The organism is Flavobacterium sp. Leaf359, from assembly GCF_001423985.1.
Lineage (GTDB): Bacteria > Bacteroidota > Bacteroidia > Flavobacteriales > Flavobacteriaceae > Flavobacterium > Flavobacterium lindanitolerans.
Window position 1 is genome coordinate 65,732 of sequence record NZ_LMPW01000013.1, and the last position, 17,130, is coordinate 82,861.

The following is a 17,130-nucleotide window of genomic DNA, read 5'->3' on the forward strand; positions in this document are numbered from 1 at the left end:
GTTTTGAGGTTAAAATGGCGTAGAAAAACTATAAATTGTCTGTTTGTCGCGGAAATTAATCTCAAGTCGTACCTTTGAAATATTCAATCTGCATTAGGCATAGAACCATCAAACATGAAAATTTTTGTCACAGGAATAGGAACCGATGTAGGCAAGACCATTGCTTCAGCAATTATTACAGAAAGTCTGGAGGCCGATTATTGGAAGCCGATTCAGGCCGGCGATGCCGATAATTCTGATAGCCATAAATTAGAAAGGCTGTTAACCAATTCAAAAACAAAAATCCATCCCAACAGCTATTTGTTGCAGACGCCTGCCAGTCCGCATTTTGCAGCGGAAAAGGAAGGTATAACCATCGAACTGGAAAAGATAAAAGAACCAAAAACAAAGAACAGTCTTGTAATTGAAGGTGCCGGAGGTGTATTTGTGCCTTTAAATGAAAAAGATACTGTTATAAATTTGATTCAGAAAGATTACAAAGTTATTGTTGTTTCGAGGCATTATCTGGGAAGTATTAACCATACGCTATTGACTATTGCTGCATTGAGAGATAAAAAACTTGATATTGCCGGAATCGTATTCAATGGAAACGAAAACAAAGCCACAGAAGAAATAATACTAAGTAAAACCGGATTAAAATGCATTGGCAGAATTGAGGATGAGCCTTATTTTGATAAAAATGTAATTCGCGAATATGCCGATTTATTTGCCAATAATTTGAAAGCCTTATAATAAGATAGCGTATGACCCTTTCAGAAAGAGACCAACAGCATAACTGGCATCCTTATACACAACATAAGCTGGCAAAGCCTGCTATTGCAATTACAAGAGGCGAAGGCGCTTTGTTATGGGATGAAAACGGAAAAGAATATATTGATGCGATTGCCTCATGGTGGGTGAACCCTTATGGACATAGCAACCGGTTTATAGCCGATGCTATCCACAAACAGCTTACATCCCTGGAACATGTTTTGTTTGGCGGATTTACGCATGAGCCAGCAGTTCTGCTTTCGGAAAAACTTATGGAAATTTTGCCGGACAACCAGAAGAAAATATTTTATTCTGATAATGGCTCGACTGCCGTTGAAGTCGCATTAAAAGTAGCGTTGCAATATTTTTACAATAAGGGAGAGAAACGAACAAAAATTATTGCTTTTGAGAATGCCTTCCATGGTGACACATTTGCGGCAATGGCGGCTAGTGGGATATCTTTTTTTACGGAAGCTTTCCGTGGTTCGCTTATTGAAGTAGTCCGTATTCCCGTTCCCGTAAAAGGAAAGGAGCAGGAATCGTTTAAGGCTTTGGAAAAGCTGGTTAAAACAAATGAATATGCCGCGTTTATTTTTGAGCCACTGGTTCAGGGTGCGGCAGGAATGGTAATGTATGAAACTTTTGCTTTGGATAAATTAATGGCTATCTGTAGGGAGAATTCGGTTTTTACCATTGCAGATGAAGTCATGACCGGATTTGGGAAAACCGGACAAAATTTTGCCTGTAATTATCTTGAAAATGCTCCGGATATGATGTGTCTTTCTAAAGCTTTGACCGGAGGCACAATTCCAATGGCCATAACAACTTTTACTCAAGAATTGTTTGATGGGTTTTATAATGACGATGTTAACAAAGCATTGTTTCACGGACATACTTTTACTGCGAATCCTACAGGCTGTGCTGCTGCTTTGGCAAGTCTGGAATTGTTGCAGAGTAAAGAAATGCAGGACAATATCCGGCGGGTACATCAGAAACATACAGAATTTCAGAAAAAAATCAGCAGCCATCCAAGAGTAAAGGAAACGAGAACTCTGGGAGTGATTTTTGCATTGAAAATTAAAACGGAAACATCAGAAAGCTATTATGGCGACTTCCGGAACAAACTATATGATTTTTTTATAAATCAGGGTATCGTCTTGCGTCCTGTTGGCAATATTGTCTATATCCTGCCGCCCTATATAATTTCGGATAAGCAATTGGAAAAAGTATATGCTGTTGTGGAAGAAGCCTTAGAAATAGTTTAAATTTGTTCCGAAAACATTCCGGCAAGATTTGCTTTGCCTTAAAATAATGATTCTGTTTTGTCTCAAAAAATAGCCATTACGTCCCTGTCTTCGATTTCGCCTTTAGGGAATTCTCCGGAACAAATCTGGCAGAATTATCTAAACGGAGCAACTTCAATTTCAGAATACCCGATAGGGAATACAAAGGCTTTGGCTGCCATGCTTCCCATATATCTCAAGAATGAAATCGCAAAGTTGAGGGATTCTGAAAGTAAGTATAAAAATTTGGACGAATCTGTTTTATATGCAATACTGGCTTCCCGAAAAGCTATAGAAAATGCAGGATGGAAACAGGGGGATGATTTTGGTATCAATATTGGCTCATCGCGTGGCGCCACCCAACTATTTGAAAAACATTTTCAGGAATTTCTGGAAACCGGAAAAACCCATACTCTGGCATCGCCAACTACTACTCTGGGAAACATTTCTTCCTGGATAGCCCATGACCTCAATAGTAAAGGTCCGGAAATATCTCATTCCATAACCTGTTCAACAGCCTTACATGCCGTGCTTAACGGAATAGCATGGTTGCGTTCAGGTATGGCAGACAAGTTTTTGGTAGGCGGTAGCGAGGCTCCCCTTACGCCATTTACTATCGCCCAGATGAATGCCCTGAAAATCTATTCTAAAAGCCATGATGAATTTCCATGCCGTGCTTTTGATAGGGAAAAGAACCAAAATTCAATGGTGTTGGGAGAAGGAGCATCGGTAGCCTGTCTGGAAACAGGAGAAAGGCAAAATGCACTTGCTTATATTGAAGGCGTTGGCTATGCGACAGAAATTTTAGAACATAGCATTTCTATTTCTGCCGAAGCCCAATGCTTCCAGAAATCGATGGCCATGGCTTTAGGAACGACAGCTATCAAAGATGTAGATGCGATAGTCATGCATGCCCCCGGAACAATTAAGGGTGATTCTTCTGAGCTAAAAGCAATTGAACTGTTGTTTGGAGACCATCTGCCAATGCTAACCACTAACAAATGGAAGATTGGGCATACTTTTGGCGCTTCAGGAATGTTGAGTATTGAAATGGCCTTATTGATGATGCAGCACCAAAAATTTATTGCCGTGCCCTTTGCAGAAAACCAAAAAGAAAAGAAAGCAATACGTAAAGTTTTAGTCAATGCTGTTGGCTTTGGCGGTAACGCGGTCAGCATCTTGTTGGCAAAGCCTTAAACAAAAAAATCCCATAAACAAGACGATTGCTTATGGGATTCTGAAGTGAATTATCTAGTCTTAATTCATGATGACTTTTTTGGAAACTGTTTGGTTGTCATCCAAAGTTATTTTTGCTACAACTACCTGTGTTCCTACATTTATTCCTGTAGTTGTGAACTCATTATTGTTAACTCCTTTTTTGAAGAAGATTTCTTTACCTGTCAAATCAAGAACCTGAACAGTATCGATTGTGAAATTATCTGCTTTGATAGCAATCTGGTCTCCTTTTTTGTAAACGATGATATCATTTGCATTTATTTTAGGAGTATCAATCCCAAGAGCTTCATTTACATAACGGATTTCAAATCTTGAATTGAAAGTACCGGCTGTAGTTGAGAAATAGTATCTGTCATTCTTAATGTTGTGTACTGTTCCAGTCAATCTGTCTACAAGGAAAACTTTCTGGTCTTCAAATAAACCGTCAACGCTTTCAATCCCGATGCTGTAATCACCGGCAGTAGCAGCCATATATCCTAAAGGAACAACATCTGCAGTGCTGAAAGGCAATGATCTTCCCTGAATAACCAATTTGTTGGCATCAAGCAATGAGTAAAGAGCAGTTCCGGAAGCATATGTTATTCCGTCGTAATCATCATCCATACTGTTTGTAGCTCCTGTAACATAACCTACAAGAATTTCATTGTAAGCCCCGGCAGCATTAGTGATATTCAACCACAATCTGTTCTTTTCAATAACAGTTTCTTCTTCTCCGTTTCCGTTTTCGCTGCTTTGAATAGCGTTAGGGTTGGTTCTGTAGAATTGCCCGTTACCTGTAGATTCCGTAACTCTCATAGCGTTGTTGAAAACGATATTACCGCTGTTTTTTGCCTCTACAAAGAATCCCTGACCTGAAGCAATGTTTCCTTTGAACTTGTTTGAAGGATTATTTCCACAAGTTGTACAGTTGCTTGTATCACCATTACCTGTTGCTCCTGTTGCATTGTAAGAAATGTAGCTGGCAGGATTGTAGTTGTATACTCCGTTAGCATCCGGAGTTGAGCTTACCGCAATATTGTGTGTCCAGAAATAGAATGTACCTTTAATTGTTCCTTTGTTTGCTTCATAGAACTTATCTGCACTGATAGCGGAAGGATATGGATTTCCAATCAGGTTTGATTTTAATGTAGTTCCAACCTTAGCATCGATTTTTTTAACTCCGTTATTTGGAGCTCCAATGAATTTTGTTTCAAAGATAACCGGAGCTGTAAGTGAATACTGTTGAGGAGCTCTTACAATATATCCTTTTCCTGTTTGCATAGCTGCGGCTCCGTTCATTTCTGTAACCCATCCGTTTCCGGCAGCATTGTAGCTTAGGTATTTGTCTGCTAATGTGTTTGGAGACAAATCACGTAATGTCCAGTCAGCAGCTGCTACAGGTGAAGACCAGTAAGTAAAGTCATAACGGGTAACAGGAGTTGTATTTCTTCTTACAGTTACTTTTCCGCTGTTTGATGCATTATCATTAACCTGAATAAGGCTTGCATTATTTTCTACTATAAAGTTTGCAGTTGGAGCAACAACTACTTCATTTTGTACAAGCAGGTTTACACCAGGATTTACTTTTAGAGTCTTATTTGGGTTTACTTTACAAGAACAAACATTCAAATTGCTGTTTAGTTGCAAATCACCATCTATTACAATTGAAGCTCCTTCAGGAGAAGTACTCCATGAAGTTCCGTTATAAGTAGCATTAATTGCTGTCAAAGATAATTTCACGTTAGCATATCCACCTACTTCTCTGGTAACTACTTCAATAGTTGAATTGCTGTCAAGAGCATAAGTTCCCACTACTGTTGGCGTTGGATTGCTTCCGCTCCATCCGCTATTGTAAAATACAACTGTTCCGTTAACATAAACTCTTGTCTCATCATCCCAGTTGTCCATAGAAAGCTGGTATTTTCCACATGGGAATCCTTTTCTTTTGTGAACCATTGTAAAATCGTCAACACGAACAGGGCATCCAATCCATCCGGCAGAGTAAGATGGAGAAGTTTCATTGTTCCATCCGTTGTTTGCCATATCCTGAGTGTTTAACCCTAAAGTGTTTTGTGTATAATATCCGGCATAATTTGCAAGAGCAGGAGTCATACTTCCAACATTATAACCGTAAACATTCCATGCATTGTTTCCAAAAGCTGTTGGGTCTCCGGAAGGTGTTGTTACATTTACAGCTACTGTTACACCGCTTGTTGGTGTAGAACATGGTGTAGAGTTGATTCTTCTAACCCAGTAAGTTGTTGTAGCAGCAGGAGAAACAGTGATTGAAGCACCAGAACCTGAAATAACGTTAGAACCTATTACAGTTCCTGTTCCCCATTCGTATGTTGAACCTGAACCTCCGTTAGCAGTCAACGTAGTTGAACCTCCGGCACACAATGTAGTAACTCCTGTGATTGATGTTGGTGCAGTTGCAGTTGGCGCAGCCACTGTAATTTGCAATGTCAATCCTGTAGTTGTAAAATTACACGGAGCAGCACCTTTTCTTCTAACCCAGTATGTAGTTGTAGTTGAAGGAGAAACAGTGATTGAAGCTCCAGTACCGGAAATAACATTTGAACCTACAGTTGTTCCAGTTCCCCACTCATAAGTACTTGTATTTACACTTCCACCACCAGCAGTCAAAGTAACCGAGTTACCGGCACAAATCGTGTTGTTTGTAGCGTTTGAAGTCAATGTTGTTGGAGCTGTTGGTGAATTGCCACAAGTATAGCTGAAAGATACCTGAGAATCACCATTTTTTTCATAATACTCCAAAACAAAATTTACAGTTGTTGAAGTTGCAAATGTTTTTGTAGTTGAACCTGATGTATATCCGTGGTCAGTCCAGTCACTAATAGAATATCCTGACTCTCCGTTGATTTTTAATCTATATCCGTCATCTCCGCCCACTGTAAAAGTATAAGTTCCGGCAGGGAAGGTTTTGGTCATTTTGTATACAGTATAGAAATTATCCGTTGGCTGTTGGCAAAGAACTGTTGTCTGTCCTGCTACTGCTCCTGAACCTACGTTTCTATCGAAAGTTTCGTTTTCTGTAACATATCCTAAATATGTTGTAGCTGCCGGAGTTCCAGAGTAAGAGTAAACATAACCATTCCATGAACCGTTAGGAGAAACAGAAGGATTTCCTTGTGGTGTACAAGCTGTTGTTACAGTTCCCGTAATTGTTGGTCCTGAAGCATTGTGAGAAGAAGGAGCACTGTCATTATAACCATGTCTTATTCTGATTCTTGGACCAGACCATCCGTTAGTTCTTCCGTAAAATGTTATTCTAATGTAAACTGTTTCACCAGACTGTACAGTGATACCAGTTAATGGAACAGATACTACATTAAAGTTTGTATTTGTAGTAACTAAGCTGTTGTTGGTAGTTAATACGGTTCCGTTTGATGGAAAACTTGCATCTTTTGAATAGTATACCTGCATTCTGCTAGGACCATTGCTATCATAGTTTTGGTATTCAAAATTGAATTGGTTCAAGTCGATTTTGTTTCCACTGTTAGCAGAAATTGATACTTGAACGTATTTTGAATAATCTGGAGTTGTTCCAGAAGGCCATTGAGCCGTATTGAATGCATTTCCGTTGTTATTCCAGTTGTCAACCATAAAATCTACATTCGATCCTGTGATGTTTCCAGCAGAAATATTTGAAGCTATTATGTATGGTGAAGCAGTTTTATTGGCTCCATCCCAACGTACTAAAGTTGTCTGTGAAAAACCAAAAAGTGGTAGTAAAAAAACGAATAACAAAAACAATTTTTTCATAGGTCAAGGGGTGTTTGTTCTGATAGGGTAGGGCAAATGTATGTCCGGGATATCTATCAAAAGAAGCTTTCAAAGGCCTATTTTTCAGGTTTTCGATGACGTGTATTTTTTCATCGTCGAAATGCAGAAATCAACGAAAACGTTTTCGTAAAAAATGTAAGAAAAAACCCAGTTTTTTGAAAAATGAGTGTAAAAATGAAGGAAAAGAGGGTCAGTCCAGTTTCTCTAATTCGATGGCTTTTTCGTAAATCAGATTGCTTTCGAATCCTTTTCGGAGGAAAAAATCGCAGAATTTTTTCCGCTTTTTCAAGCTGTTTTTTTCCAGAATCGTATCCCAGAATTTTTCTGTGGAAGAATGAAAAGTATCCAGATACTCGTCTGCTATTTCTTTTAGGGCAGTTTCAATGTTGTATTTGGATATGTTTCTTGCTTTCAGCTCATTAATGATTCGTAATCTTCCCCAATGTTTGATTCGGTGTTTGCCACGGGCAAAACTACACGCAAAGCGTTCCTCGTTTAGGTAATTATTCTCAATCAGATGCACGATTACAGCATCTATAATGGATTGGGAAGAAGTAAGTGTTCGTAGTTTTTGCAGGATTTCCTCATGACAGCGCTCCTGATAGGCACAATAGGTTTCTGCCTTTTTGGTGATTTCTTCAGGAGTATAGTTTTTCTGTTCGGGTTTTTGGCGCATGAGAAATTGTTTAACGGTTATAAAAGTATAAAAGATATTGTTCGGCGTAAAATTTAAGCATATAAATAATCCGGTTGTCAGGTTGAAGGTAGACTGATATTTTATTCTAATACAGAAATATGATGGAAAAGATATTTGTTTATATTTAACAAGTATTTCATCTATACAGTTTTGATACACAATGATATATTGTGTGGTAACACACCTTTATCCCTTTTAAAAACACTATGCGTATGAAACATTTCTACTTTTTATTCTTCCCTTTTTTGTGCATGGCACAAGCACCTGTTATTGAGTGGCAAAAATCATTGGGCGGTACCGGTAATGATTATGCCAACTCCGTTCAGCAAACGGCAGACGGAGGTTATATTGTGGCCGGATATACTTCTTCCAATGATGGAGATGTTTCGGGCAACCACGGAGGAGACGATATCTGGGTGGTTAAACTGACGGCAACAGGAGCAGTGGCCTGGAGTAGAACATTAGGTGGCTCCGGAAACGATGTGGCCAGTTATGTCCAGCAAACGGCTGATTTAGGATATGTCATTGCAGCAACTACTTATTCCAATGATGGAGATGTTACAAGAAACCAGGGCAATAGTGATGCCTGGGTAATAAAGCTGGATAATGCAGGGGCTATCCAATGGCAGAAAACATTTGGAGGAGCTCATATTGATGCCGCTACTTCCATCAGGCAAATTGCAGATGGGAGTTATATTGTAGGATGTTATACGTTATCTGAAAATACTGGTGATATCCTTGGAAACAGAGGAGGGGCCGATTACTGGATAGTGAAGCTGACTTCGTCCGGCAATATAGAATGGAGCCGATGTTTGGGAGGACAAAGCTCTGAATACATGCGTGCTGTGCAACCAACTGTGGATGGAGGTTATATTATGGGCGGATATACCTCGTCAATCGATGGTGATGTTTCCGGAAATCATGGAAATGTTGACTATTGGGTGGTAAAACTGGACAACATACAGGAAATCCAATGGAAAAAAACATACGGAGGAACCGGTACAGATATACTTACTTCTATTGTTCAAACCACAGATGGAGGATATATTGTTGCCGGACATGTGTATTCACAAGATGGAGATATTGCGGGTTCCGGTTTCCACGGCCCTCTATACAATGATTATTGGGTAGTGAAGTTGAGCAGTACAGGCGCAATACAATGGAAAAAAGCATTAGGGGGTTATGGCAACGACCTTGCCCAATCTGTCCAGCAAACAGCAGATGGAGGATACATCGTATTTGGATATGTCACAAGTAACGACGGCGATGTTTCTGGAAATAACGGATATATGAATTATTGGATTGTAAAACTTAGCAGCCAGGGAGTCATCCAGTGGCAAAAAGCCTTAGGAGGAAGTAATCAGGAAGGATTTAATGCCATTCCCAATGCGGCAGATGGCACGCATTCTATACAGCAAACCACAGATTTGGGATATATATTGGCAGGATATTCAAAATCGAATGATGGTGATGTTTCCGGAAATCACGGCGGTTTTGATTATTGGGTGGTAAAACTTGCCAATCCTTTGGGAACAGACGATTTTTTATCAGAAAGCATCAGTGTCTATCCCAATCCCGCTTCAGAACGCGTCTTTGTCCATACAGGCGCGAGTTCTCAATTAAGTCAACTATCGCTTTACGATTTGCTTGGACAACATTTACGTACCACAAAAGAAAATTCAATTTCGGTTTCCGGACTTTCTCAAGGTGTTTATTTACTTCAGATAAAAACAGATAAGGGAGAAGTTACTAAAAAGATGGTGGTGGAATAAAAGTTGCGATAATCCAAACAATTCCCTAGAACTTTTTAAAAAGGCAGTTTTGCCAAGTGCTGCCAAGAAATTAAAATATGAAAAGAAATTTTGTCTTACTATTAATAGCGATTGTCTTGATTTCTTGTTCTGTAAACAAGCAAAATGTTATTCATTATCGGTCAGAAAGATTGTGTGGAGGTATTAAAAATATGTATGAATATATCAAAAACTCAAATGAAATAAAAGATTACTTTTTTGAAAACCCATTAAGTCCAATACAACTGAATTGTGAAATTGATACCTTAGTAACCGAGGGAATTCCTTTTCCTTTTCTGCAATCTGAAGTTGCGAAAATCATAGAGAAAGAAGAGAAAGTTTCTTTTGCTGAAGCATATAGAAGACTTGAGTTTAAATTTTTGTCAAAACCAACTATAAAACTAAATCCAGCCTGTATAGAACAAATCAATGCTAACAAACCACAAGTCAAAATACAATATTATTATTATCCGGAGTATGCATTATTGACAGCTCAAATTTCAAAAATAAAATATATAGAAGAATATGGAATAGGATACCTAATTTTAGCGAAAATTGACTTGAATGGAGAAATAGCAATACTAAAGACAAGTTCATGGCAAGAATAATACAGAATATACATTAATTTGTGCCGGCAAATGAAGTTGGCTACTATACTTACCTTACTTTAAGATGAAAAACTTTTACTTGTCAATTTTTATGTTTTTAAGCACATTCTATTCATCTGCTCAAACGACAGAAGAAATTGAAAATGATTTTCGTTTTTTATTAACCAGAAACTTTATTTTAAATCATGGGAGTGACCTCTTTGATGAATACCCTTTATTAAAGGGTGAAGCGTGGTATTCAATAACTGGATGTATTTGTCTTTTATATATAAAAGAAGATACAGTTAAAAAAGTGGCTATAGAAAGGCTAACGGGAATTTCTACCCAATTATTCAATGAAGGAAAACCGGTTTTGTTGACCTATGGAATGGATAGTGCTTATTCTGCTATGAAAAAAAATAAAAACGTAGATGATGATAATAATATAATATATCTAAGCATTGCCGATTGCGTTATCTCAGAAGCTGAAAGCATAGCAAGCGATATATTCAATGCACAAACAATAAAGTTACTAGCTCAAAAAAAAGAATGATAAGAGTTGTCTGGTACTATTGCCAACCTAGTTTGAAATCTTTAAATTTTTATGTGTTCTGACAATTGCCTGTTCATTTTTATAATCAATCCAGGCCTGACCTTTCCATTTTCGCATCAGGTTGTCAAAGTTCCTCATGATAAAGATATTGTATACTGCTTTTCCCAGATTGCTTATTTTTCTTGGAAACGCACGAAGACTCATAGAGAATCCCGGCGTTACATATTTCATATAATGCCAATAACCTTCAGGCATATAAAGCATTTCACCATGTTCCAGATTGCATATTAATCCTTTGGCTTTTTTTAATGCCGGCCATTTTTCCAGATCCGGATTGTCAAAATCGATGTCTTCTCTGGAGATTAAGGCGTGGGGTACCTTATACAGATAGGGCGTTTGGTCCGGAGCAAAAAGGATACATTGCTTTTTTCCGTGAAAGTGGAAGTGAAGGATATTTGAATAGTCGATATCGTAATGTATGAATACTTTTGAGTTCTCTCCTCCAAAGAAAAGCATTGGAAGCTGCTTGACGAGTTTCAGCCCGATGTCCGGCCATTTAAAGTCTGATTTAAGGGAAGGCACTTCCTTCATCAGGTTATAAAGAAAAATTCTGTAATTGGTAGGCTTGGTTTGCAGCAGGTCAATATAGTCTGCCATTTTCATTTTGGCATGGGCCTCATTAAAACCATCTTTGTGTGTTACCGGACGGTCGTCATACAAAGGAACGGTTTTATCGCCGGCAATTTCTTTAATATAATTAAGCTTCCATTTTTCGTATGCCGGCCAGTCTTCTGTCAGCTTTTCGATGACCAATGGCTTTTGTTTTTTTACATAATTAGTATAAAAATCTTCTTTTGAGATAGTTTTTACGCGCTCAATTTCAGTCAAATGCAACGGCATACAATACATAGTTTGATAAAAACAAAGTTAATAAAGGATTATCAAAATGTAAAATGCAAGGACTTAAATTTTTCCCATAAAAATACCGCATATCTGATTTTGACATGCGGTACTTTCAAATTTAAAAAACTGAAAAACTAATTTTTAATCAGCTTTTGGGAAAACTGTTTGTCGTTTTGTGTCGTACTATTTACGATATAAATCCCACTGCTTAGTTTTGAAATATTAATCGTATTGCTGGTACTTTCCATCACTTTTTGCCCCGTAATGGAATAGATAGCCGTATTTTTTATTTCGAACTGATTGCCTGAAACACCAACGTTCAGAATGTCATTGGCCGGATTCGGATAGATAAAAACAGGATTAGATGCTGTTTCCGGATTATGGATTCCCAATTGCAGATTCAGAATTTGATATTTCATCACGCCTAAATCTGTTGTTGCTATATAGGCATTGATTGTCGTGCCGTCAAAATCATAGTCCATGGCACCTGATTGAATGTAGTTGAGCTGTTGCGGACTAACATAAGTCCAGTTGGCACCACCGTCTGTAGTGTAATAAATTGCAGCGTCGATATTAAGTGCACTGTGAACAGAAGCCACCATAACCCCGTTGTTTACGGGAGAATATTTGATTCTTTTTGCATTGACACCGTCTAAAATTGCTGTCCAGTTTTCACCGGCATCAGAAGTGGAATAAATACCGGAACTGGTTATGGCAGTGAAATGATTTGCATCCAATGGATTTCTTGCCATATCCCAGATCAGGTCTGCCTCATGGTCGATTGTAAGTCCGTTTATTTTTTCAACCCACGTAAGACCGCCGTCTGTAGATTTGAAAACCTTGGATGATTTTGCAATAAAAATTTCATTTGGATTGGTCGCAGAAACAGAAATTCCTGTCACAACTCCATAACCAAATTCGCTTGTTTCCGGAGTTGTAATTTCGTCCGTAATGATTTCTTCCGGATTAGTAAAATTGATTTTGTAAAGATTACCGCCTTCTCCGGTTCTTAATGAAACATAAATAATGTTGGAGTTGTTTGGGTCTACAATCAATTCCTGCATATCATCAGCAAAAGCATCCATTAAAACAGTTGTTGATGCTCCATAATCAGTGCTCATGTTAAGGGTGCTTCCAAAGAAACCCATTGAAGCATATGTGAAAACACGCCCGGCAACTACAGGATCAGCTACCATATAGTTTCTTTTCGGATTGAAAGAAGTTGGTGGTTCAATATCGTGAATGGAAGTTACTCCTGTAGTAAGGTTTTTACGCAGACGGCCTCCCTGACTACCATAATATAGATGTTTTTCCGATTGATATTTCGCATGGGAAATACTTACAACATTATAAAAAGGAGCCTTGATTTGTGTTAGTGTAGTGCCGCCATCGTTGGAAAATTGCGGGAATAAATCGGTTGCAATGGCTATCTGATTTGGGTTGGACGGGTTATATGAAGCATTCAATCCGTAATAATAGGATGTAGAACCTTCAGGATAAGGTATGTTAGTCCAGGTCAATCCGCCGTCATTGGTTTTTGCAATTTCATTTTCTTCAAGTGCAATGATGTGGTTTGGATTTGTTGGATGGAAAACAATTTTGGTAATATTGTTCAGGGTTTGGTCTGTCCAGGTAATTGGAATAATGGTCCATGTTTCTCCCGCATCGGTTGAGCGATAGATGCGTTCCGGATGAATTCCAAATCCGATGCTGGTTCCAATCAACATATCATTACTGTTTAGAGGATTAAAAGCTATGGCGCTGAATGTAAATCCGGGTAGTTTTTCAGTCCATGTAGTCCCGTTATTTTCAGAAATTAATAGTCCGCCATTAATTCCATTAGGGCCCAATGACCTTCCCAAGTAAATTTTAGAACTGTTCACCGGACTAAAAGCAACATTGTCAATATGAACGTCGTCGTGGTCAGGGCTAAAATAAATCAGGTTCCAGAGCGCTCCCGAACTTTTGGTATGAAAAACTTTGGTTCTGGCTATTAATCCTTCCAGATAAGAAGTATGAATGATGAGGTCGGTTCCGGCAGTATCATAAAACGAATAGGAAACCACCTGTGCATTATCCTGCGGGTTAGGAATAGCATAGAAATGAGTAATGGCATTTGTGGCCAGGTCAAAAAGGTAAACACCGTCTTGTGTGCCGCTGTTAATAATTGAAAAACTCAGTCCGGTTTGACCGTACGGTTTAATGTCTCTGAGTTGTGCTGTCGGGTTTGGAAAGGAATATTTTACGCTCCATGTGGCACCATTATCAACAGAAACAATAATATGGTTTCCCTGTGTGCGTCCATAGATTTTGTTTGGAACAGTTGCATCATACGTAAGGTCTTCCAGTTTTCCAAAATTGGTTGAGGCTTCGTAACTGATTTGAGCCTGGCTGGCATAGCTCAATAACAGTAGTAAAGCAATGGTAATTTTTTTCATAATAGACATTTTTTGTTTTTCTAAATTTTCAAAAAAACAACAGCTATTTCAAAAAAAACAGGCGGACATAGTGTGACATCCTTTCGGACAAAATGTGATTTGTTGTGTTAAAGCGTTGAAAGATAATCGTATAGATTAATGTCGTGTGGAAGTTCCATTCGGGCGGCAATACGTTCCTTTCTTTTCCTGCAGGCATCTGCAGTAATGTTCAGCATGGAAGAAATTTCCTTTGTGCTGAGGTTCATATAGATGTAGGTTATGAAACGGATATCGTTTGAATTCAGTTTTGGATGTTTTTCTTTCAGGCTGTTAAGGAAAGTCTGGTTCACTTCTTCGAAATGGGTAATAAAGCTGTCCCATTCGTCGTCGGTCTTCAAGTGTCCTTTTAGGTTTTGGATATGGTTTACCAATGCCGGGTCTTTAGAAATTTCCGGCAGTTTTGATAGCGATTGGAGTGTTTCTTCAATTAATTCGTTTCGTCCGGACAGGTAAAGAGCCTTTGCAGAGAGTTTCCTGTTTTTAAGCTCAATTTCATTTTTCAGCTTTTCCTGTTCCAGCAGTGCGCTGGTTTCTTTTTCCTTGAACATTTTTTCGAGCAGGAGATTATCGCTTTTTTCCTTTTCGAGTTCCAGTAGCACGATTTGTTCGTTTCGCTCGGCAATCAGCTTTTTCTGTTTGTGTTTGATGGAAATGTTTCGCAATGTCCAGACCAGAAAGACTACAACAATAAATATAACGGCAATGATGGAATAAAAAAGTTTTCGTTCTTCGGCTATCTTTGATTCGTTGTTGGCGATTTCTTTCTTGTAATTCTCAATTTCAAATTTAACCCGGCTGTTTTCAAAGACCTTTCCGTTTTTAATCTCATTCAGTTCGCTTTCGGTTTTTATAATGGAATCCCTGTAATTTAAAGCCAGGGCATATTTTTCCTTCTTAAAATTAATATCTGATAAAAGCCTGAAGATGTTGATTTTGGTTTCCAGATTGGGCTTCCTTTCGAAAACCTTATTGGCATAATCGCTGGCCAAATCAAGGTTGTTGTCATTTAGATAGCTCTTTGATATGATGGTCAGTAACGAAATGCCGATGTCGTTATATTCCAGGTCTTTTGTTGTTTTGTATAGTTCTTGAGCTATGGTGCGTGCCTGTTTTGAATTTCCCTGCAGGTTTTCATTTTCGGCTATTGCCATTTTGGCTAAAATCTGCAATTGGGGTTGCGACCCCAGTAAGGGCAGGGATTCATTAAAATAGGCCCGTGCTTTTTTTAACTCGTTGGTTTCATTAGCAACATTTCCCAGATTCATGGCATAAAGCCCCACTTTAAGCGTATCCTTGTTTTCCTGTGCGATATCATAGGCTTTCTTGAAATATTCGTTTGCCTTTTCGTAGTTCTTTTCTTTTGAATAAAGTATGGCGATGTTGTTCAGGACAACCATTTCTGATTTTGGGTCCAGGTGTTTTACCGCAATGGTGTAGCTTTCGAGGTAATGATTGAGCGCTTCGCCATAATCGAGCATGGTATAGTAATTGGCGCCAATATTATTGGTTGCGAGAAAAAGCTGCCTGTACCACCTGTTTTTTTCTGCCTGGTTTTTGGCCTGAGTTAGGAGTTCCAGAGACTTGACGTGATCTTTTTTCCACATGTAGTCAATTCCGGAAACAATGAGCGAATCGCAGTGCGCGGTGGCCTGAGCCTGGAGTTTGGACGTAAAAAGCAGGCATAACAAGAACGGCAAACAGACGGACTTGACGTAGCGGGCTTTTTTATGCATTGGGAGTTTTTTTATTCAAATATAAGAATAAGTATTGCATAAATGGTTGCGTGGCGATGTGTTGAAAATTCATAAAAAAAGCTTTTCTGTTAGGAAAAGCTCTGATTTGTATTGTGAATTCTGATTATGCCTTTTTGCCGGAAGCTACAAGGTTTCTTTCGATTTTGTGTTCCGGACGGCTCCATCTCGGTTTCTCTCCTAAGGATTCGAATTGCGAATCTTCGGCTTCTACTGTTTTAGGCTGTGAAACTTTTGTAAATGGTTTCTGCGGATTTAAGCCCAGCATTTCGAACATCTTCATATCTTCGTTTACATCCGGATTAGGCGTTGTCAATAGCTTATCGCCTGCAAAAATGGAGTTGGCTCCTGCAAAAAAGCAAAGTGCCTGGCCTTCGCGGCTCATGTTCGTTCTTCCAGCAGAAAGTCGTACCTGAGTGTGTGGCATAACTATTCTTGTAGTGGCTACCATACGAATCATTTCCCAGATTTCAACCGGTTTTTCTTCTTCAAGCGGTGTTCCTTCCACAGCAACAAGAGCGTTGATAGGCACAGATTCCGGTTGCGGACTTAAAGATGCCAGGGCCACAAGCATTCCGGCTCTGTCTTCAATACTTTCGCCCATTCCTATAATACCGCCACTGCATACGGTTACGTTGGTCTTACGTACATTCTCGATGGTTTGCAAACGGTCTTCATAACCACGTGTGGAAATAACTTCCTTATAGTATTCCTCAGAGGTATCCAAGTTATGGTTGTAAGCATAAAGTCCGGCTTCGGCCAAACGTTGCGCCTGATTTTCTGTAAGCATTCCCAAAGTACAGCATACTTCCATGTCCAGTTTGTTGATGGTTCTCACCATTTCCAAAACCTGGTCGAATTCCGGCCCGTCTTTCACATTTCTCCATGCGGCACCCATACATACTCTTGACGAACCGCTTGATTTGGCTCTCAGGGCCTGTGCTTTTACCTGCTGAACAGACATCAGGTCATTGCCCTCAACTCCGGTATGGTAGCGCGCAGCCTGCGGGCAATAGCCGCAATCTTCCGGACAGCCACCGGTTTTTATAGATAGGAGAGTAGAAACCTGAACCACATTTGGATCATGATTCATCCTGTGAATAGAGGCGGCTTCATATAGTAAATCCATCATCGGTTTGTTGTATACCGCTATGATTTCTTCTTTGGTCCAATTGTGTCGTATTATACTCATAATGGTTAGTCTTTTGTTTGTTCCAAAAGTAGGTAATTCCATAATAAGTATAAAAATCTTTTCCCGAAAGTTAGAAACATTGGATTGTTGATTAAATAAAGCAGGGGATTGTCAAATTTGACAAT

At 39.0% G+C, this 17,130-nt stretch carries 12 protein-coding genes; 6 read left to right on the forward strand and 6 right to left on the reverse strand.

Going from position 1 to position 17,130, the window contains the following annotated elements; translation table 11 throughout:
* Positions 1 to 114: 114 nt before the first annotated feature.
* The 3 genes from bioD to ASG38_RS12790 are packed head-to-tail and all read left to right on the forward strand — an operon-like array spanning position 115 to position 3,230.
* Positions 115 to 732 (forward strand): dethiobiotin synthase, encoded by a 618-nt coding sequence (gene bioD, locus ASG38_RS12780; RefSeq protein WP_056071630.1) that lies wholly within the window; start codon positions 115 to 117, stop codon positions 730 to 732.
* Positions 733 to 743: 11 nt separating this feature from the next.
* Positions 744 to 2,015, forward strand: a complete 1,272-nt coding sequence (gene bioA / locus ASG38_RS12785; protein WP_056071633.1) for an adenosylmethionine--8-amino-7-oxononanoate transaminase — start codon at positions 744 to 746, stop codon at positions 2,013 to 2,015.
* Positions 2,016 to 2,072: 57 nt separating this feature from the next.
* Positions 2,073 to 3,230, forward strand: coding sequence for a beta-ketoacyl synthase N-terminal-like domain-containing protein (locus ASG38_RS12790; protein ID WP_056071636.1), 1,158 nt, complete (start codon positions 2,073 to 2,075; stop codon positions 3,228 to 3,230).
* Between the two features lie 60 nt (positions 3,231 to 3,290).
* On the opposite strand, the gene ASG38_RS12795 is transcribed toward ASG38_RS12790, so the two are convergent.
* A complete protein-coding gene (locus tag ASG38_RS12795; RefSeq protein ID WP_056071639.1) occupies positions 3,291 to 7,034 on the reverse strand; it encodes a hypothetical protein in 3,744 nt (1,247 codons plus the stop codon).
* Between the two features lie 211 nt (positions 7,035 to 7,245).
* Positions 7,246 to 7,731, reverse strand: coding sequence for a regulatory protein RecX (locus ASG38_RS12800; protein ID WP_056071643.1), 486 nt, complete (start codon positions 7,729 to 7,731; stop codon positions 7,246 to 7,248).
* A 233-nt stretch (positions 7,732 to 7,964) separates the two neighbouring features.
* Here ASG38_RS12800 and ASG38_RS12805 point away from each other — a divergent pair, with 233 nt between their 5' ends.
* The 3 genes from ASG38_RS12805 (at position 7,965) to ASG38_RS12815 (ending at position 10,682) form a co-directional block, all read left to right on the forward strand.
* A complete protein-coding gene (locus ASG38_RS12805; protein WP_162239701.1) occupies positions 7,965 to 9,524 on the forward strand; it encodes a T9SS type A sorting domain-containing protein in 1,560 nt (519 codons plus the stop codon).
* Between the two features lie 77 nt (positions 9,525 to 9,601).
* Positions 9,602 to 10,150: a hypothetical protein gene (locus ASG38_RS12810; protein WP_056071649.1), complete on the forward strand. Its 549-nt coding sequence runs from the start codon at positions 9,602 to 9,604 to the stop codon at positions 10,148 to 10,150.
* Positions 10,151 to 10,214: 64 nt separating this feature from the next.
* Entirely contained in the window at positions 10,215 to 10,682 is a 468-nt protein-coding gene (locus ASG38_RS12815) for a hypothetical protein (protein ID WP_157486174.1), read from the forward strand.
* Positions 10,683 to 10,709: 27 nt separating this feature from the next.
* Here ASG38_RS12815 and ASG38_RS12820 read toward each other — a convergent pair whose 3' ends face one another.
* From ASG38_RS12820 to bioB, 4 genes are all read right to left on the reverse strand, one after another.
* A complete protein-coding gene (locus tag ASG38_RS12820; RefSeq protein ID WP_056071655.1) occupies positions 10,710 to 11,582 on the reverse strand; it encodes a cupin-like domain-containing protein in 873 nt (290 codons plus the stop codon).
* A 137-nt stretch (positions 11,583 to 11,719) separates the two neighbouring features.
* Positions 11,720 to 14,023: a T9SS type A sorting domain-containing protein gene (locus ASG38_RS12825; RefSeq protein ID WP_056071659.1), complete on the reverse strand. Its 2,304-nt coding sequence runs from the start codon at positions 14,021 to 14,023 to the stop codon at positions 11,720 to 11,722.
* Between the two features lie 107 nt (positions 14,024 to 14,130).
* Positions 14,131 to 15,795 carry a tetratricopeptide repeat protein gene (locus ASG38_RS12830; protein ID WP_056071662.1) on the reverse strand — a complete coding sequence of 555 codons (1,665 nt, stop codon included), beginning with the start codon at positions 15,793 to 15,795 and terminating at the stop codon, positions 14,131 to 14,133.
* 124 nt (positions 15,796 to 15,919) lie between these two features.
* Entirely contained in the window at positions 15,920 to 17,005 is a 1,086-nt protein-coding gene (gene bioB, locus ASG38_RS12835; protein WP_056072501.1) for a biotin synthase BioB, read from the reverse strand.
* Positions 17,006 to 17,130: the final 125 nt, after the last annotated feature.